This window comes from Pseudomonas sp. S1_G07 (genome assembly GCF_054668565.1).
In genome coordinates this window covers 1,952,735-1,976,863 of the sequence record NZ_CP162778.1, presented here as the reverse complement: position 1 = coordinate 1,976,863, position 24,129 = coordinate 1,952,735, and the positions used below count along the sequence as shown (strand labels likewise).

Sequence of the window (24,129 nt, the reverse complement as noted above, 5' to 3'; positions counted from 1 at the left end):
ACCTGCCTAACCGGCTGATTGAGGTACACACCAAGATGTTTAGTTTTATTGCCCGCCGACTGGGGTTATTGATCCCCACGTTCTTCGGCATCACGTTGCTGACGTTTGCGTTGATTCGCATGATCCCCGGCGACCCCGTCGAAGTCATGATGGGCGAACGACGAGTCGACCCCGAGATGCACGCACAGGCAATGGAACGCCTTGGCCTTAACAAGCCGCTGTATGCGCAATACCTGGACTACGTCGGCAAGCTCGCCCACGGCGACCTTGGCGAATCGCTGCGTACCCGCACCAGCGTGTGGACCGAATTCACCGCCCTTTTCCCGGCGACCCTGGAACTGTCCATGGCCGCCCTGTTGTTCGCCGGTATCCTGGGCCTGCTGGCCGGGGTGATCGCGGCCTTGAAGCGAGGGTCCCTGTTCGACCATGGGGTCATGGGCATCTCCCTGGCGGGCTATTCGATGCCGATCTTCTGGTGGGGCCTGATCCTGATCATGTTCTTCTCCGTAAGCCTGGGCTGGACCCCGGTTTCCGGGCGGATCGACCTGCTCTACGACATCGAGCCGCGCACCGGCTTCATGCTCATCGACACGCTGCTGGCTGACGAGCCGGACGCGTTCTTCGACGCCCTGCACCACCTGATCCTGCCGGCCATCGTGCTGGGCACTATCCCGCTGGCAGTGATCGCGCGGATGACCCGCTCGTCGATGCTTGAAGTGCTGCGCGAAGACTACATCCGTACCGCCAAGGCCAAAGGCCTCTCGCCAGCACGCGTGGTGTTCGTACACGGCCTGCGTAACGCGCTGATTCCGGTGCTCACCGTGGTCGGCCTGCAAGTCGGCACCCTGCTGGCCGGCGCGGTCCTGACCGAAACCATCTTCTCGTGGCCCGGCATCGGCAAATGGCTGATCGAAGCCATTGGCGCGCGGGACTACCCGGTGGTGCAGAACGGCATCCTGCTGATCGCCTGCCTGGTGATCCTGGTGAATTTCGTGGTGGATATCCTCTACGGCTTCGCCAACCCACGCATCCGTCACCAGCGCTGAGATCATGACCATGACCACACCTACACAAGCGTCGGCAGTCGATCAAAGCCTGCTGTACCCGTCCCCGTACAAAGAATTCTGGCAAGCCTTCTCCAAAAACAAAGGCGCGGTTGCCGGCCTGCTGTTCATGCTGCTGATCGTGTTCTGCGCGATCTTCGCCCCGTGGGTGGCGCCGCATAACCCCAGCGAGCAATACCGCGACTTCCTGCTGACCCCGCCGTCGTGGCTGGAAGGCGGGCAGATCCAGTTCCTGCTCGGCACCGATGAACTGGGCCGTGACCTGCTGTCGCGCCTGATCCAGGGCTCGCGCCTGTCGCTGCTGATCGGTTTGTCGTCGGTAGTGATGTCGCTGATTCCGGGCATCCTCCTGGGCCTGTTCGCCGGGTTCTTCCCGCGCCTGCTCGGCCCGACCATCATGCGCTTGATGGACATCATGCTGGCCCTGCCGTCGCTGCTGCTGGCCGTTGCCATTGTCGCGATCCTCGGCCCTGGCCTGATCAACACCGTGATCGCCATCGCTATCGTCTCGCTGCCGTCCTACGTCCGCCTGACCCGTGCCGCGGTGATGGGCGAACTGAACCGCGACTACGTGACCGCCGCGCGCCTGGCCGGTGCCGGCCTGCCGCGCCTGATGTTCATCACCGTGCTGCCCAACTGCATGGCACCGCTGATCGTTCAGGCCACCCTGAGTTTCTCGTCGGCGATTCTCGATGCCGCCGCACTCGGCTTCCTTGGCCTTGGCGTGCAACCGCCAACCCCGGAGTGGGGCACCATGCTGGCTTCGGCCCGTGACTACATCGAACGCGCCTGGTGGGTGGTAAGCCTGCCGGGCCTGACCATTTTGCTCAGCGTGCTGGCAATCAACTTGATGGGCGACGGCCTGCGCGATGCGCTGGACCCGAAACTCAAGAACGCCGCCTGAGGAGATTCCCATGTCACTGTTAGAAATCAAGAATCTCAACGTCCGCTTCGGCGACAAGACCGCCGTGCCGGTGGTCGATGGCCTCGACATTTCTGTCGACAAAGGCGAAGTCCTGGCGATCGTGGGCGAGTCGGGCTCGGGTAAATCCGTGACCATGATGGCGCTGATGGGCCTGATCGAGCACCCCGGCATCGTCACCGCCGATGCGCTGAACTTCGACGGCAAGAACATGCTCACGCTGAGCAACCGCCAACGCCGCCAGATCGTCGGCAAAGACCTGGCGATGGTGTTCCAGGACCCGATGACCGCGCTGAACCCCAGCTACACCGTGGGTTTCCAGATTGAAGAAGTGCTGCGCCTGCACCTGAAAATGTCCGGCAAACAAGCGCGCAAGCGTGCCATCGAGCTGTTGGAAAAAGTCGAAATCCCCGGCGCCGCCAACCGTATGGACGCTTACCCGCACCAACTGTCCGGCGGCATGAGCCAGCGTGTGGCAATCGCCATGGCGATTGCCGGCGAGCCCAAACTGCTGATCGCCGATGAGCCGACCACCGCGTTGGACGTGACCATCCAGGCGCAGATCATGGATCTGCTGCTGGCCCTGCAAAAGGAGCAGAACATGGGCCTGGTGCTGATCACCCACGACCTCGCGGTCGTGGCGGAAACCGCCCAGCGCGTATGTGTGATGTATGCCGGCCAAGCTGTGGAAGTCGGCCAGGTGCCACAACTGTTCGACATCCCCGCACATCCTTACAGCGAGGCGCTGCTCAAGGCGATCCCCGAGCACAGCCTTGGCGCCACACGCCTGGCCACGCTGCCAGGTATCGTGCCCGGCCGCTATGACCGCCCGCAGGGTTGCCTGCTGTCGCCGCGTTGCCCGTATGTGCAGGAAAGCTGCCGTCAGACCCGCCCGGGTCTGGACCCTAAATCCAACAGCCTCGCGCGCTGCTTCTACCCCTTGAACCAGGAGGTGGCGTAATGGCCGTCGTTCTTACCGCCCGCGACCTGACCCGTCACTACGAAGTGTCCCGTGGCCTGTTCAAGGGCCATGCGCTGGTACGCGCGCTTAATGGTGTGTCGTTTGAACTGGAAGCCGGCAAGACCCTCGCGGTTGTAGGCGAGTCGGGTTGCGGCAAATCAACCCTGGCCCGCGCACTGACGCTGATTGAAGAGCCGTCGTCCGGTTCCCTGAAAATCGCCGGCCAGGAAGTTGCCGGCGCCGACAAGGCCCAGCGCAAGCAATTGCGCAAAGACGTGCAGATGGTGTTCCAGAGCCCGTATGCCTCGTTGAACCCACGCCAGAAGGTCGGCGATCAACTCGGCGAGCCGCTGCTGATCAACACCAACCTGTCCGCCGCCGAACGCCGCGAGAAAGTGCAGGCGATGATGAAGCAAGTGGGCCTGCGCCCCGAGCACTATCAGCGCTACCCGCACATGTTCTCCGGTGGCCAGCGCCAGCGCATCGCCCTGGCTCGCGCCATGATGCTGCAACCCAAGGTGCTGGTGGCGGATGAGCCGACCTCAGCACTCGACGTGTCGATCCAGGCCCAGGTGCTCAACCTGTTCATGGACCTGCAGCAGGAATTCAACACCGCCTACGTGTTCATTTCCCACAACCTCGCGGTGGTGCAGCACGTCGCTGACGATGTGATGGTGATGTACCTCGGCCGCCCGGTTGAGGTCGGCCCCAAGGAAGACATCTACGCACGTCCCCTGCACCCGTACACCCAGGCGTTGCTGTCGGCCACCCCGACCATTCATCCGGACCCGAACAAACCGAAGATCAAAATCGTCGGCGAGTTGCCTAACCCTTTGAACCCGCCGCCCGGCTGCGCCTTCCACAAGCGCTGCCCGTACGCGACGGCACGCTGCAGCACCGAGGAGCCGCAACTGCGCGCCTTGGACAACCGTCAGGTGGCTTGCCACTACGCGGAGCAGTTTGTGGCCTGATCGCCACAAAAAAGGCTCCGGGTTTCAATCCAGAGCCTTGCTTGAGTTCTACAGCCCTTCCCATCAGGTTGCGCATCAGCCTGGCGGGAGGGGCTTTCTTTTGGTTCTTCACGGAATCCCGGGAAACACAGAAACAAGAACGCCGATTTGATGGATGATGTTCGTGCGAGCAAACACATCTAAAAAACCGGCGTTCTTATGCGCGATATTAATACTTTCCTTCCCTTTTGGGAGGGCTTTTCTGTCGTCGCGATCAAACCTGACGGCGATGCCCTTCAAATCGACCTGATCCCCCAGGCCACGCGATTTCCCACCTGTGGTGGCTGCCAAAAGCTCTGTCCAACAACTCATGAATACTGCGATCGAGTCGTGCGTGACTTGCCGATTCTCGGTCGCGCAGTCCGCCTCAACGTGCAACTCAGGCGTGTTGGCTGCCGTGATTGTGGCAAGCGCATGGAGGTCGTCAGTTGGCTGGATCGCTATGCCCGCATGACGCGCCGGCTGGCAGAGGCCGTTATTCAAGCCTGCGAACGCCTTCCTACACTGCATGTTGCGCAAATGTTCGGGCTGCACTGGGACACCGTTCGGTTGCTGGAGCGGCGCGCTCTGCAAGCGGCGTTGAGTGCCTTACCCAAGGCCCAGCCACGGCGCTTGATAATGGACGAGTTCGCGTTATTCAAAGGTCATCGCTACGCCAGCGTGGTGTTGGACGCTGATACTCGGCGAGTGCTTTGGATCGGCGAAGGCCGTAGCCGAGCGGCAGTCAGACCGTTTTTCGAAGAGCTGGGGCCAGAAGGGTGCGCCCGAATTGAAGCGGTAGCGATGGACATGAACACGGCTTATGACCTGGAGGTTCGCCAACACTGCCCAAAAGCACGGGTGATTTATGACCTTTTCCATGTGGTCGCCAAATATGGCCGAGAAGTGATTGATCGTGTTCGCGTTGACGAGGCGAACCGACTGCGCCATGACAAGCCCGCTCGAAAGGTCATAAAGCAAGCGCGATGGTTGCTATTGCGTAACCCGGAGAACCTGAAAAAGCCGGAACAGCAGGTTCATTTACAGGATCTGCTGGCCGCTAACCAATCGTTAATGACGGTCTACTTGATGAAGGCCGAGCTCAAAATGCTCTGGGCGCCGAGCGATGCCTGGGACTGGAGATCAGCCTGGAAGCAGTGGCTGCGTCACGCTCAAGAAAGCGAAATACCCGCACTGATCCAGTTCGCAAAGCGACTAAAGGGCTACTGGCGGGGCATCGTGAGCCGGGTACGCTGGCCAATGCACACTGGTCAGTTGGAAGGAATAAACAATCGAATAAAGGTCATCAAACGAATGGCGTACGGTTACCGGGACAGCGAATTCTTTTTCATGAAGATCAAGAGCGTCTTTCCCGGCAATCCGTGAAGAACCTTTCTTTTTTGGCCACTCCTGAGCCTCGTGAAGATCAACAATGAAACACTGACACGCCCCGCCACTTGCTCACAAGGGATCTTTATGCGTAAGGACTACCTGGCCTTTTTCACCTCGCTGTTTCTATCGAGGCTGGCGGATCAAATTCTGTTGTTTATGGTTCCGCTGGTGGTGTTCCAAACCACCAACAGCGCTTCCTGGGCCGGACTGGCGTTTTTCGTCGAATCCCTGCCGCGATTTCTCGCGTTTCCGTTGTGCGGCGCCCTGTGCGACAAGTACTCGCCTATCAGGATCCTGCATATCAGCCAGATCTACCGGGCGTTGCTTTGTGTGGTGGCGATGGTGCTCTATGCAGTATCGGGTGGCATCGCCTGGTTAGTGGTGCTGTCAGCATTGTGCGGGGTGCTGACCACGCAAGGCATCATGGCCCGCGAAGTGCTGATGCCGTCTATTTTTGAACACTACAGTTACACCAAGACCCTGTCCTACTCCCAGATTGCCGACCAGACCGGGCTGGTGCTCGGGCCGCTGGTGGCGGCGCTGATGCTGGAGGTATGGGCTTGGCACTGGGTGGTGCTTTGGATCGCCGGGCTGTTCCTGCTGGCAGACCTGAGCATGCTCGCGTGGCAACGCCTCAGCCGCATTACGCTGCCGGTGTTCGAGCAACATCAAGACCTCTGGCTGCAACCTTTGCGTATCGCTTTCGCGCATATCCGTCATTTGGCAGCATTGAAAAAGATCATCGTTCTGGCGGTCGGAGTCAATCTGATCGTCGGCGTCACCTTGGCCACTTCGGCGGCGATGGTGATCGGCCAGTACAGCGCCGGCAAGGATGCCTATGCGGGATTGCAAGCGGCCGGCGCAGTGACAACGATCCTGATCCTGTTTTTTCTCGCTCGGGTGGATCTGCCTCTACGGGTCTTGGGCTGCATCGGCTATTCATTGATTGCCATAGGGGCATTCATTAGCGCCCTGAGCCCGAATTTGATCGGCTATGTGCTCGGTTTTTTGTTGATTGTTGGCTTCGATAAAATGTTCAACGTCTACATGCGCACTATCCGGCAGCGGGTGATTCCACCTCAAGACTTCGGCAAGACCGTCGGCGTGATCACGTTGCTGAACAACATCTCGCAGCCTTTGGCGGGTTTGCTGGTGGCATTGCTGGCAGCACCTTTGGGCACGCAGCCGGTGATCCTGATCCTGGCTGTGCTGACAACCCTGCTTGGGGCAGCCACGTTGTGGTGGTTTGCAACAAAAACGAAGCCCACCCCCGAACTTGATTGTTGAGGCTGAGCAGGAATCGGCCTTTTATTGCGCCAGGGGATAAGGTGAAACTCATTTCGTAAAAAAGGGCGAAGCCATCACAGCTTCGCCCTTTTCTGTACCGCTCAGACCTTAGTGGTGTTCACGGGTCGCACGGAATTTCACATCCGGCCAACGCTCTTCCATCAACGCCAGGTTGACCCGGGTCGGGGCCAGGTAGGTCAGGTGACCACCACCGTCCACCGCGAGGTTTTCCACAGCCTTGTTGGAGAACTCTTCCAGCTTCTTCTTATCGCTGCACTCGATCCAGCGCGCGGAGTACACGGTGATCGGCTCGTAGGAGCATTCGACCTTGTATTCCTCTTTCAGGCGGCTGGCGACCACATCGAACTGCAGCACACCGACGGCGCCGAGGATGATGTCGTTGCTGCGCTCGGGGAAGAACACCTGGGTGGCGCCCTCTTCCGCCAACTGCTGCAACCCCTGGCGCAGTTGCTTGGATTTCAGCGGGTCGCGCAGGCGTACGCGGCGGAACAGTTCCGGGGCGAAGTGCGGGATGCCGGTGAAGCCCAGGGTTTCGCCTTCGGTGAAGGTGTCGCCGATCTGGATCGTGCCGTGGTTGTGCAGGCCGATGATGTCGCCGGCGTAGGCCTCTTCGAGCTGTTCACGTTCGGAGGAGAAGAATGTCAGCGCGTCGCCGATGCGCACGTCCTTGCCGGTGCGCACGTGGCGCATCTTCATGCCTTTTTCGTAGCGGCCGGAGCAGATGCGCATGAAAGCGATACGGTCGCGGTGCTTGGGATCCATGTTCGCCTGGATCTTGAACACGAAGCCGCTGAACTTCTCTTCCACCGGCTCCACGGTGCGCTCGTTGGCCACGCGGGCCAGCGGGCGCGGGGCCCAGCCGACCACGGCGTCGAGCACGTGGTCCACGCCGAAGTTGCCCAGGGCGGTACCAAAGAACACCGGGGTCAGTTGGCCGTCGAGGAACTCCTGCTGGTTGAACTCATGGCAGGCGCCCTGCACCAGTTCCAGTTGGTCGACAAAGCGCTCGTACTCGTCACCCAGGTGGGCGCGGGCTTCGTCGGAGTCGAGTTTCTCGATGATTTTCACATCGGTGCGTTCGTGACCGTGGCCGGCGGTGTAGACAATGATGTAGTCGTCGGCCAGGTGGTACACGCCCTTGAAGTCGCGATAGCAACCAATCGGCCAGGTGATCGGCGCGGCCTTGATCTTCAGCACGGCTTCGATTTCATCCAACAGCTCGATCGGGTCGCGGATGTCGCGGTCGAGTTTGTTGATGAAGCTGACGATAGGGGTGTCACGCAGACGGCACACATCCATCAGGGCGATGGTGCGCGGCTCTACGCCCTTACCGCCGTCGAGGACCATCAGGGCCGAGTCCACCGCGGTGAGGGTGCGGTAGGTGTCTTCGGAGAAGTCTTCGTGGCCCGGGGTGTCGAGCAGGTTGATCATGTGATCGCGATACGGGAACTGCATGACCGACGTGGTAATGGAAATACCCCGTTGTTTTTCCATTTCCATCCAGTCGGAGGTGGCATGGCGGTCGGATTTGCGCGACTTCACCGTGCCGGCCACTGCGATTGCCTTGCCCATCAGCAACAGCTTCTCGGTGATGGTGGTTTTACCGGCATCGGGGTGGGAAATAATGGCGAAAGTGCGGCGTTTCGCGACTTCGGCGGCCTGGTGGGTCATGGGAAATCGCCTGGCAGGTGAGTCAAAAAAGGGCGGCGAGTATAGCGCAAACCCAGGGAGACGGACCACCGTTCACCCCATCGGGGGTGGCTAAATGCAGCCAAGTGTGGAACCTTTTAAAAGGTAGAGACGTCCACTCCCCTGCTATCGCACTCGGAACAGGGGCTGATAAATCAGCAAGTTAGCCTGACGAGGCTGCGCTTATGGCTCGAACTCATGCCGCTTTTGACGGCATTGGCGAGCTGCATTTCGCGACCACCTTTCGCTGACAGCCAGCAATGGCATGCCACGCGGGGATGTGTTCGTCGACAAAAAAAGGAGTCCGCCTGTGGCTATCCGCTATGGCAAAGGGCTTATGGGAGGTGCGGTTGTCGTCGCGCTCCTGGCCCTGCTGATCCACTGGATCGGCATCAATACGATTGAACTGTACCGCGACGATTTGTTGTTTTACCTGCAAGCTCATCTGATCCTCGTTCTTGTCTCCATGCTGGCTGCCCTGATTGTGGGCATACCCGCGGGTATCCTGCTGAGCCGACCGAATTGGGTCGGGCGCGCAGAACGCTTCATGCAGATCTTCAATATCGGCAACACCGTCCCTCCTCTGGCCGTATTGGCCATCGCCCTCGGCGTCCTCGGCATCGGCAGCGGCCCGGCCATCTTCGCGCTGTTCCTCGCCTCGTTGTTGCCCATCGTGCGCAACACCTACGAAGGCCTCAAAAACGTTCAAGGCTCACTGAAAGAAGCCGCCACCGGTATCGGCATGACGCCGCGCCAGGTGCTGTTTCGCGTCGAGTTGCCCAACGCCGTGCCGATCATCATCGGCGGTGTGCGCGTGGCCCTGGCGATCAACGTCGGTACCGCGCCGCTGGCGTTCCTGATTGGCGCCAACAGCCTCGGCAGCCTGATCTTCCCCGGCATCGCCCTGAACAACCAGCCGCAACTGCTGCTCGGCGCCGCGTGCACCGCGTTGCTGGCACTGCTGCTGGACGGCCTGGTGACCATGGCCAGCCGCCTTTGGCTGGAACGCGGGTTGCGTCCGTCTTAAGGCTCGGTAAGGAATCGACATGAAAAAACTAAGCTTGATATTAGGCTGCATCCTGCTGTTTGCAGGTATTGCACAAGCCGCTGAAAAACCGGTGATTCGCATCGGCGCGCGGGTGTTCACCGAACAGACCCTGCTGGCCGAAATCACGTCCCAGTACCTGCGCGCCAAAGGCTACGACGCCCGGATTACCGGCGGCCTGGGCAGCAACCTGGCACGCAGTGCCCAGGAAAGCGGGCAACTGGACCTGCTCTGGGAATACACCGGCGTATCGCTGGTGGCTTATAACCACATCGACGAAAAACTTAACAGTGAACAGTCCTACGCACGAGTGAAAGAACTCGACGCGAAAAAAGGCCTGGTCTGGCTATCGCCGTCGCGCTTCAGCAACACCTACGCCCTGGCGCTGCCCGAAAAGGTGGCCGAGGAGCATCCTGAGATCAACAACATCAGTGATCTCACCCAAGCCATGGCGCAAGACACCCGGGAACACCGCCTGGTGGCCCTGGACACAGAGTTCGCCAACCGTTCCGACGGCCTGGCGGGCATGGTCAAGCTGTACGACATGAACCTCACACGCAAAAACACCCGGCAGATGGACGCCGGCCTGGTCTATACCGCCCTGCGCAATGGCCAGGTGTTTGCCGGTTTGGTCTACACCACCGACGGCCGCCTGAATGCCTTCAAATTGAAGCTGCTGGAAGACGACAAGCACTACTTCCCGGACTACACCGCCGCGCCGGTGATCCGCCAGGCGTTTCTCGACCAGCATCCGCAACTGGCGGCCGAACTCAAGCCGCTCGCCGATCTGTTCGACGACAAAACCATGCGCGAACTGAATGCGCGGGTCGACGTCGAGCATGAAAGCCCATCCGCCGTGGCCGCCGACTTCCTGCGCCAACACCCCATCAACTGAAGAGGAAAAGACATGGAATTTTTAAACGCCTTTTCCCATCTGGATTGGGCCCAAGTCCTGCACCTGACCTGGCAGCACATCACCCTGGTCGGTATCGCGGTGATCCTGGCGATCTTTATCGGCGTGCCCCTGGGCATCCTGATGACGCGCTTCCCAACCCTCGCCGGCCCCCTGCAAGCCAGCGCCACGGTGCTGCTCACCGTGCCGTCCATCGCCCTGTTCGGCCTGCTGCTGCCGTTCTACTCCAAGTTCGGCCAGGGCCTGGGGCCGATGCCGGCGATCACCGCCGTGTTCCTCTACTCCCTGCTGCCGATCATGCGTAACACCTACCTGGCCCTCACCGGCGTGGAACCGGGCATCCGCGAAGCCGCCAGAGGCATCGGCATGACGTTCGGCCAACGCCTGCGCATGGTCGAACTGCCGATCGCCGTGCCAGTGATCCTCGCCGGGGTGCGCACCGCCGTGGTGATGAACATTGGTGTGATGACCATCGCCGCCACCATCGGCGCCGGTGGCCTGGGTGTACTTATTCTGGCTTCCATCAGCCGCAGCGACATGTCGATGCTGATCGTCGGCGCCGTACTGGTCAGTCTCCTGGCCATCTTCGCCGACCTGCTTCTGCAATGGCTGCAACGCTCGCTGACGAGTAGGGGGTGTTCGCCGCAAATGGCGGGCGCGCCGTCGCCCCACAAAGCGCAAGACTAAGCGCGAGGAGAGAGATTTGGTTTCTTCAAATGAACGACGAGCAACGACGTATTGCGCTTTGTGGGGCACGGCCCTCCGGGTTGGAGCTGTGATCCCGCCGGGCTGCGTTGTGGGACTTGAAAAGGAAACGACATTTCCTGCGTCCCACGCCTTGCCCGGCGGGATCACAGCTCCAACGCGCTCCGCCATTTGCGGCGAACACCCCCTACTAGGATTGCTCAAATGATCGAACTTCAAAATCTGTCCAAGACCTTTCAAAGCAACGGCAAGACTGTGACTGCCGTCAACGATGTCAGCCTGACCGTCAATGAAGGCGAGATTTGCGTATTCCTCGGCCCCTCGGGCTGCGGCAAGAGCACCACGCTGAAGATGATCAACCGTCTGATCAAGCCCACTTCGGGCAAGATTCTGATCAACGGCGAAGACACCACCGACCTCGATGAAGTGACCCTGCGTCGCAACATCGGCTATGTGATCCAGCAGATCGGCCTGTTCCCCAATATGACCATCGAGGAAAACATCGTGGTGGTGCCCAAGCTGCTCGGCTGGGACAAACAGAAATGCCACGACCGCGCCCGTGAGCTGATGAGCATGATCAAGCTCGAACCCAAGCAGTATTTGCACCGCTACCCGCGTGAATTGTCCGGCGGCCAGCAACAGCGCATCGGCGTGATCCGCGCGTTGGCGGCCGATGCGCCGCTGCTGCTGATGGACGAACCGTTCGGCGCGGTCGACCCGATCAACCGCGAGATGATCCAGAACGAGTTCTTCGAGATGCAGCGCGCGCTGAACAAGACCGTGATCATGGTCAGCCACGACATCGACGAGGCCATCAAGCTGGGTGACAAGATCGCGATCTTCCGCGCCGGCAAGCTGTTGCAGATCGACCACCCGGACACACTCTTGGCGCACCCGGCCGACGAATTCGTCAGCAACTTCGTGGGCCAGGACAGCACGCTCAAACGCCTGCTGCTGGTGAAGGCCGAAGACGCGGCAGACAACGCCCCGTCGGTCAGCCCGGAAACCCCGGTGGCCGATGCCCTGGAGCTGATGGACGAACATGACCGCCGCTATGTGGTGGTCACCTGTGCCGAGAACAAGGCCCTCGGTTATGTGCGACGTCGTGACCTGCACCGCCAGGCCGGTACCTGTGGCCAGTACCTGCGCGAGTTCAACGCCACGGCGGCGTATGACGAACACCTGCGCATCCTGTTGTCGCGCATGTACGAGTTCAACCGGTCGTGGTTGCCGGTGATGGATGCCGAGCGCGTGTTCCTGGGTGAAGTGACCCAGGAGTCGATTGCCGAGTACCTGAGCTCCGGTAAGTCCCGTGGCGGCAAGACCAGTATTGTGTCGCCCGCGGAAACCGCCCTGGCTTGATCTGACACCACTCAGCTCAAACTGTGGGAGCGGGCTTGCTCGCGAATACGCAGTGTCAGTCACTGAATATATTGACTGATACACCGCTTTCGCGAGCAAGCCCGCTCCCACACTTGGCTCTGATGTACCAGGGAAATCCCACCGATTAGCCTCAACCGGGGAACATCATTCCGTCACACCGGTCGGTTACATAAGTAGCTGCACGCGGCTCTGCGACGAACGCGTGCAAAAACGCGACATTTTTAGTTGATCTCAAGCCCCTCACGCCCTAAAGTTCGCGCCGAACGTCCATGCTGGAAACGATCCATCCGGCTCAAGTACTGACGACGAGACAGCAAGGCCAAGGGCAGCTTTACGCCCATGGCCTTTTTGCTTTCGGCGACATGCCTTGGGAAGTAGGCGAACCAAAGTGGGGATACGGAGGACGTTCATTTGCACCCATTGCTAATTTCAGTTTGCCCTTAGGAGTTCCCAGCATGTCGATCAACGTCGAAGATTATTTCGCGCGCGCCACTTTTGACAAAATGAAGGCGTTCGCCGACAAACAGGAAACCCCGTTCGTGGTGATCGACACCGCGATGATCAGCCAGGCCTATGATGACCTGCGCGCCGGTTTCGAATTCGCCAAGGTGTATTACGCGGTCAAGGCCAACCCGGCTGTCGAGATCATCGACCTGCTCAAGGACAAAGGCTCGAGCTTCGACATCGCCTCGATCTACGAGCTGGACAAGGTCATGGACCGTGGCGTCAGCGCCGACCGTATCAGCTACGGCAACACCATCAAGAAATCCAAGGACATCCGCTACTTCTACGAGAAGGGCGTGCGCCTGTTCTCCACCGACTCCGAAGCCGACCTGCGCAACATCGCCAAGGCCGCACCGGGTTCGAAAGTGTATGTGCGTATCCTCACCGAAGGCTCGACCACGGCCGACTGGCCTTTGTCGCGCAAATTCGGCTGCCAGACCGACATGGCCATGGACCTGCTGATCCTGGCCCGCGACCTGGGCCTGGTACCGTACGGCATCTCCTTCCACGTCGGCTCCCAGCAGCGTGACATCAGCGTGTGGGACGCGGCGATCGCCAAGGTCAAAGTGATCTTCGAGCGCCTGAAGGAAGAAGACGGCATCCACCTCAAGCTGATCAACATGGGCGGCGGCTTCCCGGCCAACTACATCACCCGCACCAACAGCCTGGAAACCTACGCCGAAGAAATCATCCGCTTCCTCAAGGAAGATTTCGGCGACGACCTGCCGGAGATCATCCTGGAGCCGGGCCGTTCGTTGATCGCCAACGCCGGCATCCTGGTCAGTGAAGTGGTGCTGGTTGCACGCAAATCCCGCACCGCCGTCGAGCGTTGGGTATACACGGACGTGGGCAAGTTCTCCGGCCTGATCGAAACCATGGACGAAGCCATCAAGTTCCCGATCTGGACCGAGAAGAAAGGCGAGATGGAAGAAGTGGTCATCGCCGGCCCTACCTGCGACAGCGCCGACATCATGTACGAAAACTACAAGTACGGCCTGCCGCTGAACCTGGCGATCGGTGATCGCTTGTACTGGCTGTCGACCGGTGCCTACACCACCAGCTACAGCGCGGTTGAGTTCAATGGCTTTCCGCCGTTGAAGTCGTACTATGTTTAAAAGCAGCGGCAAGCTTTAAGCGACAAGCGACAAGAAAAGCCCACGACCTGTCGTGGGCTTTTTTGTGCGTAAAAAGGAATGCTTCTCGACAACTCCGGGCATAATGCGCGCCTTGGCATTCATATCCAGATAGACGAGGCAGCCCGACGTGTTGAAGAAAACCCTGTTCCAGTTGCACTGGTTCTTCGGCATCACTGCCGGGCTGGTGCTGGCCTTGATGGGGATCACCGGGGCTGCGGTCTCGTTTCAGGATGAAATACTGCGCGCGCTCAACCCCGGCGTATTGAGTGTCGAGAAACGCGCAGCCGGCGTGCTGCCGCCCGCCGAGCTGGTGCGCAAGCTGGAAGCTACCGAAGGCAAGACCGTGTCCATGCTGTGGGTAGAGCGCGAAAGCGGCAACGCCGCGCGCGTGATCTTCACCCCACCGCCGGGTGAGCGACGTGGCCAGATGCGCTATTTCGATCCCTACACCGGCGACTACATGGGCGATGCCGTCGGCGAGGATGTGCTCGACTTTATCCTGCAATTACACCGTTTCCTGGCCATGGGTGAAACCGGTCGGCAAATCACCGGGGCCTGCACGCTGATCCTGGTGTTCTTCTGCCTCTCGGGCTTATACCTGCGCTGGCCGCGCCAAGTGGCGAACTGGCGCGTATGGCTGACCCTGGACTGGCGCAAAAAGGGCCGCAGCTTCAACTGGGATCTGCACTCGGTGTTCGGCACCTGGTGCCTGCTGGCGTATCTGTTGGCGGCGCTGACCGGCCTGTATTGGTCCTACGACTGGTACAACAGGGGCCTGACCCAACTGCTCTCCGACGCCCCGCAAAACGAGCGCATGCGCAAGCGTGTCCCGGCCCCCGAAGGCCCGGCGCCGGTGGCCAACTACGAGGCCATCTGGAGCAGCATCTACAGCAACGCCGGCCCCGGCTTGAGCACCTACAACATCCGTATGCCAGCGGTGGCCGGGCAGCCCGCCATCGTCTACTACCTGCTGGAAAACTCGCCCCATGACCGCGCGCTGAACCAGATCAACCTGGACCCGGCCACTGGCGAGGTGCATTCCCACGATCAGTACGCCAGCAAACGCTTCAAGTCACAGTTGCTGACCAGCCTCTACGGGCTGCACACCGGCAGTTACTTCGGCCTGATCGGGCGAATTGTCCTCACCTTCAGCTCAGTGCTGATGCCGCTGTTCTTTATCACCGGTTGGCTGCTGTACCTGGACCGGCGGCGCAAGCAGCACCAGATACGCGACGCCCGCAAAGGCCTCGCGCCTCACCACGGCGATGCGCCAGCCTGGCTGATCGGCTTTGCCAGCCAGAGCGGTTTTGCCGAACAACTGGCCTGGCAGACCGCCGGGCAATTGCAGGCGGCCGGCTTGCCGGTGAAGGTGCGACCTCTGGGGAGCGTCAGCCAGGACGACCTGCGCCGGGCGCACCATGCACTGTTTGTGGTGAGCACCTTCGGCGACGGCGAAGCGCCCGACAGTGCCCGTGGTTTCGAGCGCAGCGTGCTTGGCCAAAACCTGTCCCTCAAAGGCCTGAACTACTCAGTGCTGGCCCTGGGTGATCGCCAGTACGAGCACTTCTGCGGCTTTGCCAGGCGCCTGCATTTCTGGCTGACCAACCAGGGCGGCAACCCGCTGTTCGCCCCGGTGGAAGTAGACAGCGGCGACACCGCCGCGCTGCTGCACTGGCAACAACAGCTGGCGCAACTGACCGGCCACGCGCCCGCAACGGCATGGCCCACCGAGCAGTACGAACACTGGACGCTCAGCCAGCGCCGCCTGCTCAACCCGCACAGCAGCGGCTCGTCTGTGTACTTGCTGGGCCTCGCCCCGCCCACGCCGCACACCTGGCAAGCCGGTGACCTGGTGCAAGTGCTGCCGCGCAATAGCCTGTGGGCCATCGAGCACTTCCTCGAAGGCATGGGCCTGGCCGGCAGCGACGGCGTGCTGATCGATGGCCTGGCGCAACCCCTCAGCCAGGCCCTCGCCAACCGTCAACTGCCGGACAACCGCACCCATCTGGTCGGCCTGCACGCCCAGGCGCTGGTGAACGCCCTGGTGCCGTTGGGCATGCGCGAATACTCCATCGCCTCGATTGCCAGCGACGGTGTACTGGAACTGATCGTGCGTCAGGAACGCCACCCCGACGGCAGCCTCGGCCTGGGGTCGGGTTGGCTCACCGAATACGCCGCGATCGGCTCGGGCGTCAGCCTGCGCCTGCGCCGCAACAGCGGCTTCCACCTGCCCGACGCGCCGGTGCCGTTGATTCTGCTGGGCAATGGCACTGGCCTCGCCGGCCTGCGCAGCCTGCTTAAGGCACGCATTGCCGACGGCCAGCAGCGCAACTGGCTGGTGTTCGGCGAACGCAATATCGCCCACGACTTCCTGTGCCGGGATGAGTTGCTAGGCTGGCTGGCCAGTGGTGATCTGGCGCTGCTGGATCTCGCATTTTCCCGGGATCAGGAGGAGAAAATATACGTGCAGGATCGGCTGCGCGAATCCGAGGATGTACTGCGTAAATGGCTGGCCGATGGCGCGGGGATTTATGTGTGTGGGAGCTTGCAGGGGATGGCGACGGGCGTGGATCAGGTGCTGCGCGATGTGCTGGGCAGCGAAGCGGTGGAGCGCTTGATCGAGCAAGGCCGTTACCGTAGAGACGTGTACTGACGCGATTGATCGTTCCCACGCTCTGCGTGGAAATGCCGCCCTGGACGCTCTGCGTCCGCTCTTAGAGGCACGACGCGGAGCGTCACAGGATGCATTCCCACGCAGAGCGTGGGAACGATCGTCTATTTCAGGTCATACCGGTTGCAGTTTTTGTTCGAATACCGAGACCCCATCCAGGTCGCGCAAAATCACAGTCAACTCCGCCGTCTGCCCATCAATCTGCACCTCGCCAAAAAACTGAAACCCGGCAAACGGCGAGGTGTTCTGCGCCGGCGGGGCCTTCTCGAACACCACTTGCGGGCCAAAGGTTTTATCCAGCGGATTGGGGCCGAAGCTGCCCGCATTCAGAGGCCCGGCGACAAACTCCCAGAACGGTTCGAAATCCTGGAACGCCGCACGATCCGGGTGGTAGTGATGGGCCGCGCAGTAATGCACATCCGCCGTCAGCCACACATGGTTGCGCACCTTTTGCGCGCGCAGAAAGCCCAGTAATTCGGCGATTTCCAGCTCGCGGCCTTGCGCCGGGCCTGGGTCATTGTTGGCGACGGCTTCCCAGCGCGGCACGCCGGGGCTGACTTCGCCGTCGGGCACGCCGAGGCCGATGGGCATGTCGGCGGCGATCACCTTCCACTGGGCCTGGGAGGCCTTGAGTTCGCGCTTGAGCCAGTCCAACTGCTCGCGGCCAAGGAAGGGTTTGGCGCCACCCAGGTTGTCATCGTTGCCGCCGCGATAGCTGCGCATGTCGAGCACGAACACATCCAGCAACGGGCCGTAGCTGAGCTTGCGATAAATCCGCCCGCCGCCGTCGGCGCTCTGCCGGCGCATGGGTGAATATTCCAGCCAGGCCTGGCGTGCACGGCCGACCAAGGCATTGATGTCCTTGGTCTGGTAGCGCTCATCGAGCTGCTTGCTGGGCGACCAGTTATTCACCACTTCGTGATCGTCCCACTGCCAGATCTGCGGCACTTCGGCATTGAAGCGACGCACGTTTTCATCCAGCAGGTTATAGCGGTAGTTACCACGGTATTCGTCGAGGGTTTCGGCGACTTTGCTCTTGGCTTCGGTGGTGATGTTGCGCCAGATGCGCCCGCCCTCGGTGGGCAATTGCGCGGGTACCGGGCCATCGGCGTAGATGGTGTCACCGCTGTGGATAAAGAAGTCCGGCAAGCGCAGGCGCATGGCTTCATAGATACGCATGCCGCCAATGTCCGGGTTGATGCCGAAGCCCTGGCCAACGGTGTCGCCACTCCACACAAACCGGATGTCGCGACGCTGTTGCGGCACGCTGCGCAGGTGGCCGAACCACGGCTCGCTGGCGGTGCCGCTCTGAGCGTCTTCGAAGTGCACGCGGTAGAAAATCGCCTGGTCGGCGGGCAACCCGGTGAGCTCGACGCGGGCGGTGAAGTCGGTGCGGTGGTCGGCCAGGGGCGAGACGAATCGGCGCGGGTTGCTGAATACGCTGCGGGTGTCCCACTCCACCACCATCCGCGCCGGGCGGTCGCTGCGACTCCAAATCATGGCGCGGTCGCCAAGCAGGTCGCCGGACTGCACACCGTCGGTGAGTTGCGGCCGGTCCTTGACCGACGCGATCACCGCCGGGGCCAGGCCAGGCAGTAAAAGGCCGGCGCCCACGACTTGCATCACGCGGCGACGGCCCAGATCGAAGTGGCTCATGCAGGTGCCCTCTTGAGAACCAAAAGGGCACTACACCACGCGCTTATGACACCGGTGCGACAGCCAGGTCAGCCGCTTCCGGTCGCTTGATCAGGGCGTACACCAAACCGGTCAACAGGCTACCGGCGACGATGGCCAGCAAGTACGGCAGCGGGTGGTTCATCGCATTCGGAATCACCAGCACAAACAACCCGCCATGGGGCGCCGCCAGCACACAGCCGAAATACATCGACAAGGCACCGGTCAAGGCGCCGCCGGCGATGCTGGCCGGGATCACGCGCAGCGGGTCTTTGGCGGCAAACGGGATCGCCCCTTCGGAGATAAAACACAGGCCGAGAATCATCGCGGCCTTGCCCGCCTCGCGTTCGGTCTGGGCGAATTTGCGTCGCGCCAGAAACGTGGCGATGCCCATGCCAATCGGCGGCACCATGCCGGCCGCCATGGTCGCGGCCATCGGCGCGCCGCTCGACGCCGCCAGCAAGCCGACCGAGAACGCGTACGCCGCCTTGTTGATCGGCCCGCCGAGGTCGACACACATCATGCCGCCCAGCAGGATACCCAGCAGCACCGCATTGGTGGTGCCCATGGTACTGAGGAAGTCCGTCAAGCTGGTGAGCATGCGCGCCACCGGCGGGCCTACCAGATAGATCATCGCCAGGCCCGTGAACAGGCTCGCCAGCAACGGGATGATCAGGATCGGCTTGAGTGCCTCCAGGCTTTGCGGCAATTGCACCGCGCGGGTGATCAACTTGACGCAGTAGCCCGCGAGAAAACCGGCCAGGATGCCACCGATAAACCCCGCGCCCAGCGTCCCCGCCAGCAGGCCGCCGATCATGCCGGGCGCGATGCCGGGACGGTCGGCAATCGAGTAGGCGATGTAGCCCGCCAGCAGCGGCACCATCAGCATAAATGCACGGTCGCCGACGGTTTTCAGCGCCGCCGCCAGGGTGCCTTCCTGTTCAAACGCATGAATGCCGAACACGAAGGACAAAGCGATCAACAGCCCCCCGGCCACCACCATCGGCAGCATGAACGACACACCGGTGAGCAGATGCTTGTAGACACCGGTCTTTTCCTTCTTGGCCACCGCGCCGCTGGCCGCACTTTCCACCGCGCCTTCGGCCAGGGCCTTGTTCAGGGTGGCTTCGGATTGCTTGAGGGCAATGCCGGTGCCGCAGCGATAGATCTTCTTGCCGGCGAAGCGCTCGGTGGCAACTTCGATGTCCGCCGCCAACAACACTACGTCGGCGTCGGCGATGGCCTGCGGACTCAATGGCGTGCGTGCGCCCACCGAGCCTTGGGTCTCGACCTGCAAATCGTAACCCAGGCGTTTGGCCGTTTGCTGCAAGGCCTCGGCGGCCATGAAGGTGTGAGCCACGCCAGTGGGGCAGGCGGTAATCGCCACGATACGCGGGGCATTTTTTGTCGTCGTCGGTGTTTGGCTGGCCACATACACCTGAGCCTCTTCGGCGCCGCGGCGCAATACCGCTTCGACATCCGCCAGCGCCTGAGCCGGGGTACTCTGGAACACACGCTTGCCGACAAACCGCTGCATATCCACCGGGGTGCTGCTGACCAGCAATACCCACTCGGCATCGTTGAGCGTCGCCTCGGACAATTGGCGTTCCGGATGCTGCACATCCACCACTTCGACGCTGGTGCTCCATCCCTGGCGCTGCGCAGCGGCGTCCAACAAGCGGGCGCACAGCACACTGGTGACCATGCCGTTCGGGCAGGCAGTAACAATGGCTAACTTCATCACAATCCCTCTTATTGTTCTGTCAACGTGCGTACAGCAACGCCGCTTTCGAGACGCGCCAACTGCGCGTCGTCGCTGATACCAAAACCGATCTGCGTCACCGCCATCGCGGCAATCGCCGTGGCGCGGCGCAGGGTCTGCTCCGGCGTATCGCCACTGAGCAAACCATGGAGCATGCCGGCCAGCAGCGAGTCGCCGGCACCGACGGTACTGGCCACCGTCACCTTGGGCGGCGTGGCATGCAGCGTCGCACCCGGGCCGTACCAGCTCACGCCGGCGGCACCGTCGGAGACCACCACGTGCTCCACACCCATTTGATGCAGCTGACTGACAGCATCCGAGGCATTGTCCAGCGCATCGGCCAGCTCTTCGGTATTGGGCTTGACCATCCACGGGCCCGTCTGCAAACCGGCGCGCAGCGCCTCGCCGCTGGTGTCCAGGGCGACTTTCAAGCCAAGGTCTTTCAATTCCAGCAGCATGTTCTGAAACCACTGCGGGCTGACGCCACGTGGCAAGCTGCCGGCCACCACCACCGCATCGAATTCGGGGCCGATGATTGCGATCATCTTGAGCAAATCTTTTTGCGCCTGCTCACTCACCATTGGCCCCGGCGCATTGATATCGGTGACCCGGCCATCCTGTTCAGCAATCTTGATATTGCTGCGGGTTTCGCCCAGCACGCGCACGAACGCGTCGCCAAACCCACGGCGGGCGATCAGCGCCTCGAACGCCTCGGGGTTCGCCGCACCGAGAAAACCGCCCACGCTCACCTGATGGCCCAAATCGGCCAGCACCTGCGCCACATTCACACCCTTGCCGGCGGCGTGGGTGAGCAGGGTTTCGCTGCGGTTGACTTCACCCGGTTGCAGGCGCGTCAGGCGTACCGTGAGGTCCAACGCCGGGTTCAGCGTCAGGGTTAGAATCCTTGCCATTTACACGGCCTCCACTAGGGCTCGCACTTCGGCGGGCGAACCCACCACAAGGGCTTTTTGCGCCAGGCCCTGGGCCTCGCTCAGACTGAACTCGCGCACCCGCGCCTTCACTTCAGGAATACTGCGCGCCGACACGCTCAACTCGTCCACACCCAGGCCGATCAGCACCGGCACCGCCAGCGGGTCCGCCGCCAGCTCGCCGCACACACCGACCCATTTGCCATGGGCATGGGCCGCGCGCACGGTGATGTCGATCAGTTGCAACACCGCCGGGTGCAGGCCATCGGCCTGGGCCGACAAGGTCGGGTGGCCACGGTCGATGGCCAGGGTGTACTGGGTCAGGTCGTTGGTGCCGACGCTGAAGAAGTCGACTTCCTTGGCCAGCACCGGCGCCAACAGCGCGGCGGACGGTACTTCGATCATGATGCCCAGTTGCAGGTCGGCCACGGGGATTTCCAGGCGCAGGCGCTCGGTCATGTCGCGGGCCGCGCGCCATTCATCCACGCTGCCGACCATGGGAAACATGATACGCAGCGGGCGGCTGTCGGCAGAGCGCAACAGCGCGCGCAACTGCGCTTCCATGATCTGCGGGCGCTGCAAGGTCAAACGAATGCCACGCACGCCAAGGAACGGGTTTTCCTCCTCGGCGATCGGCCAGTAAGGCAACGGCTTGTCGCCCCCCACGTCGAGGGTGCGCACCACCAGCGGGCGCCCGCCGAGGCCGTCGAGGACGCGGCGGTATTCGGCTTCCTGGGTGGCCTCATTCGGGGCTTGGGAGTGGGCCATGAAAATCAGTTCGGTGCGCAGCAAACCGATGCCTTCGGCGCCCTGCTCCACGGCGTTGGCGACACCGGCGCTTTCGCCGATGTTGGCGAACACTTCAACGGCATGACCGTCACGGGTCAGGGCCGGCTCGTGGCGCTGGGCCGAGGCGGCTTGCAAGCGTTGCTCGCGGGTGTCGCGCTCGACAGTGGCGCGTTGCAGAGTGGCGGCGTCGGCGTCCACATGCAGGCGGCCGCGCTGGCCGTCGAGCAACAGCGGCGTGCCGGCGGCCAGCAGCAACACGGCCGGCCCGGCCCCCACCAGCGCGGGGATGCCCAGGGCACGGGCGACGATGGCGCTGTGGGCGGTCGCCCCGCCACGGGCGGTGAGGATACCGGCGACGCGGGCCGGGTCCAGGCGCGCAACATCCGAGGGGCCGACCTCGTCCATCACCAGGATGTAGGGTTCGTTCGGCTCCTGGGCGGTGTCGACACCGCACAGTTGCGCCAGTACACGACGGCCGATATCACGCAGGTCGGCGGCGCGCTCGGCGAGCAAGGCGTCCTGCAGCGACTCCTGCTGCCTGGCGGCGGCTTCGATCACGCTCATCCACGCCGCTTCGGCGCTTTCGCCTTGTTTGAGACGAGTGTCGACTTCGTCGGTCAGTTCCGGGTCGTCGAGCATTTCCTGGTGGGTGATGAAAATCTCGCGGATGGCTTTGGACGTGCTGCGTTCGATCAGACCCTGAATATCACCGCGCACCTCGGCCAGGGCCGCGTGCAGGCGCTGGCGTTCGACCGCAGAGGACTCGCCGCGCAAGGGGTAGTCGAATACTTGCTGGACCTGGATATGCGCCGGGCCGATAGCAATGCCCGGCGCGGCGGCAATGGCCTGGACCTGGCTGCCGGACGCCGGCGCGCTGAGCACGGGTTCGATATCCGGCACCGCCGCCTGAGCGCTCACGGTCGGCAGCGGCTCGACTTCTTCACCGAGGCCTTCTTCCACCGCCGCCAGCAAGGCGGGCAGCGCATCGTCGGCAACGCTTGGCTCGGCGACAAACTCCAGCACTTGCCCGCGCCGCGCACCGAGGCTGAGCAACTTGCTCAGGCTTTTCACCGACACAGCGCCCACCGGGCCATCGACGATGCGTACACGAACATCGCCTTCAAAGCTTTTCGCCAGTTGCGCGAGGATCTTCGCCGGTCGGGCGTGCAGGCCGTGGGCGTTGGCCAGGGTGATACGGGCGCTCGGCCAGTCCGGCGGCAGTTCGCCGCCCAGCACTTCAAGCACCGCGCGGCTGCTGGTGGCGCGGCCCAATTCCTGGCCGCGCCCTTCAATCAGCAGGGCACACAGGCGTTCGAGCAGCGCCTGATGCGCCTCTCCCAGGCTGGCCAGGCAGAACAGGCCGTTGAGCGGCTGGCCGAGGTAACGCATGGGTTTATCCGGCGTGACAAACGCCAGGCCCGGACGCTTGACCGTTTGCTCGCTGTGCAACCACCACAGGCCATCGCCCAAGGGTAGTGCATCGACCTGCTGCAGCACGGCGGCAAAGCCATTGCTCACGCAATCGGCCTGGCGCAACAGCCGCGCGCCGCGCCATACCAGCTCTTCGAAGTCATCGGCAGACACGCCCAGGCTGATCATCTGCGCGTCCAGCGCCAGTTCCTGCGGCGCGCCTTGCAGCAGTTTCAGCAAGGCTTCGGCGGAGCCGGCACGGCGCAACGCCTGGCCCAGGTCGGTTTCACCGAGGGCGCGGGTCAGTAGTTGCAGCAGGCGCAGGTGTTCGTCGGATTGGGCGGCAATGCCGATGGCCAGGTAGACCATTTGGCCATCGCCCCAGTCCACCCCGTCGGGGAATTGCAACAGGCGCACCCCGGTGGAGAACACCTGGTCGCGGGTTTCGGGGGTGCCGTGGGGGATGGCAATACCTTGGCCGAGAAAGGTCGAGCCTTGGGCTTCACGGGCTTGCAAGCCGCTGAGATAACCCTCTGCGACCAGGCCATCGGCCACCAGTTTGTCAGCGAGCAGGTGCAAGGCAGCAGACTTATCCACAGCCACCTGGCCGATGGATATCTGCTCTACGGTGAGCTCAAGCATGCCGTTCTCCTAGTTAGTGCGAGGGGTGCACTAGGTATTGTTTTGAATAAACAGTGTAAGGGTAGTGAAAAGTCACTGACTGAGCAGTCGATTGGCAGTAGCTCCTCAGTCGCGAACGTCGTAAAAATACGCTGGCTGAAACGTTTAATCTAGAATTTAAGGCAGATTACGCGTTAATTGTGCATCCTTGAAGAACCACTCGGCACTTGAGCTGGGACATGGGTCGTATGCTGGAATCGGT

At 61.9% G+C, this 24,129-nt stretch carries 17 protein-coding genes; 12 read left to right on the top strand and 5 right to left on the bottom strand.

From position 1 onward, the window contains the following. The first annotated feature begins 35 nt into the window (after window positions 1–35). The 6 genes from AB4O05_RS09040 (at window position 36) to AB4O05_RS09015 (ending at window position 6,615) form a co-directional block, all read left to right on the top strand. Window positions 36–1,046: an ABC transporter permease subunit gene (locus AB4O05_RS09040; RefSeq protein ID WP_010565541.1), complete on the top strand. Its 1,011-nt coding sequence runs from the start codon at window positions 36–38 to the stop codon at window positions 1,044–1,046. Window positions 1,047–1,056: 10 nt separating this feature from the next. Beyond that, window positions 1,057–1,968 carry an ABC transporter permease subunit gene (locus tag AB4O05_RS09035; protein ID WP_017530134.1) on the top strand — a complete coding sequence of 304 codons (912 nt, stop codon included), beginning with the start codon at window positions 1,057–1,059 and terminating at the stop codon, window positions 1,966–1,968. Window positions 1,969–1,978: 10 nt separating this feature from the next. Beyond that, entirely contained in the window at window positions 1,979–2,947 is a 969-nt protein-coding gene (locus AB4O05_RS09030) for an ABC transporter ATP-binding protein (protein ID WP_460131521.1), read from the top strand. After that, on the top strand, window positions 2,947–3,918 hold the full coding sequence (locus AB4O05_RS09025) for a peptide ABC transporter ATP-binding protein (protein ID WP_016976250.1): 972 nt from the start codon (window positions 2,947–2,949) through the stop codon (window positions 3,916–3,918). The genes AB4O05_RS09030 and AB4O05_RS09025 overlap by 1 nt, the downstream gene beginning before the upstream one ends. Before the next feature lie 198 nt (window positions 3,919–4,116). Further along, on the top strand, window positions 4,117–5,322 hold the full coding sequence (locus tag AB4O05_RS09020; protein WP_460131522.1) for an ISL3 family transposase: 1,206 nt from the start codon (window positions 4,117–4,119) through the stop codon (window positions 5,320–5,322). Window positions 5,323–5,412: 90 nt separating this feature from the next. Next, window positions 5,413–6,615: an MFS transporter gene (locus tag AB4O05_RS09015; protein ID WP_460131524.1), complete on the top strand. Its 1,203-nt coding sequence runs from the start codon at window positions 5,413–5,415 to the stop codon at window positions 6,613–6,615. Window positions 6,616–6,723: 108 nt separating this feature from the next. On the opposite strand, the gene AB4O05_RS09010 is transcribed toward AB4O05_RS09015, so the two are convergent. Continuing rightward, a complete protein-coding gene (locus AB4O05_RS09010; protein WP_460131525.1) occupies window positions 6,724–8,307 on the bottom strand; it encodes a peptide chain release factor 3 in 1,584 nt (527 codons plus the stop codon). 283 nt (window positions 8,308–8,590) lie between these two features. On the opposite strand from AB4O05_RS09010, the gene AB4O05_RS09005 reads away from it, so the two are divergent. The 6 genes from AB4O05_RS09005 to AB4O05_RS08980 all read left to right on the top strand — a co-directional run bounded on the left by AB4O05_RS09005 (window position 8,591) and on the right by AB4O05_RS08980 (window position 16,664). After that, window positions 8,591–9,352 (top strand): ABC transporter permease, encoded by a 762-nt coding sequence (locus AB4O05_RS09005; protein WP_460164865.1) that lies wholly within the window; start codon window positions 8,591–8,593, stop codon window positions 9,350–9,352. 19 nt (window positions 9,353–9,371) lie between these two features. After that, window positions 9,372–10,265, top strand: coding sequence for a glycine betaine ABC transporter substrate-binding protein (locus tag AB4O05_RS09000; RefSeq protein ID WP_460131526.1), 894 nt, complete (start codon window positions 9,372–9,374; stop codon window positions 10,263–10,265). Between the two features lie 12 nt (window positions 10,266–10,277). Beyond that, window positions 10,278–10,970, top strand: coding sequence for an ABC transporter permease (locus tag AB4O05_RS08995; RefSeq protein ID WP_460131527.1), 693 nt, complete (start codon window positions 10,278–10,280; stop codon window positions 10,968–10,970). A 222-nt stretch (window positions 10,971–11,192) separates the two neighbouring features. Next, window positions 11,193–12,350, top strand: a complete 1,158-nt coding sequence (locus tag AB4O05_RS08990) for an osmoprotectant ABC transporter ATP-binding protein OsmV (protein WP_003188471.1) — start codon at window positions 11,193–11,195, stop codon at window positions 12,348–12,350. A 476-nt stretch (window positions 12,351–12,826) separates the two neighbouring features. Further along, window positions 12,827–13,990, top strand: a complete 1,164-nt coding sequence (locus tag AB4O05_RS08985) for a type III PLP-dependent enzyme (protein ID WP_071485924.1) — start codon at window positions 12,827–12,829, stop codon at window positions 13,988–13,990. A 148-nt stretch (window positions 13,991–14,138) separates the two neighbouring features. Beyond that, a complete protein-coding gene (locus tag AB4O05_RS08980; RefSeq protein ID WP_460131530.1) occupies window positions 14,139–16,664 on the top strand; it encodes a PepSY domain-containing protein in 2,526 nt (841 codons plus the stop codon). A gap of 132 nt (window positions 16,665–16,796) precedes the next feature. On the opposite strand, the gene AB4O05_RS08975 is transcribed toward AB4O05_RS08980, so the two are convergent. From AB4O05_RS08975 to ptsP, 4 genes are read right to left on the bottom strand one after another with little or no spacing between them, the layout of a single operon-like run. After that, the gene (locus AB4O05_RS08975; RefSeq protein WP_460131531.1) at window positions 16,797–18,338 is read right to left on the bottom strand and encodes an alkaline phosphatase D family protein; all 1,542 of its coding nucleotides are present in this window, start codon (window positions 18,336–18,338) and stop codon (window positions 16,797–16,799) included. A 43-nt stretch (window positions 18,339–18,381) separates the two neighbouring features. Next, the gene (locus AB4O05_RS08970) at window positions 18,382–20,097 is read right to left on the bottom strand and encodes a PTS fructose-like transporter subunit IIB (RefSeq protein WP_460131532.1); all 1,716 of its coding nucleotides are present in this window, start codon (window positions 20,095–20,097) and stop codon (window positions 18,382–18,384) included. Between the two features lie 11 nt (window positions 20,098–20,108). After that, the gene (pfkB, locus tag AB4O05_RS08965) at window positions 20,109–21,029 is read right to left on the bottom strand and encodes a 1-phosphofructokinase (RefSeq protein WP_460131533.1); all 921 of its coding nucleotides are present in this window, start codon (window positions 21,027–21,029) and stop codon (window positions 20,109–20,111) included. Further along, window positions 21,030–23,888, bottom strand: coding sequence for a phosphoenolpyruvate--protein phosphotransferase (gene ptsP / locus AB4O05_RS08960; RefSeq protein ID WP_460131535.1), 2,859 nt, complete (start codon window positions 23,886–23,888; stop codon window positions 21,030–21,032). Between the last annotated feature and the right edge of the window lie 241 nt (window positions 23,889–24,129).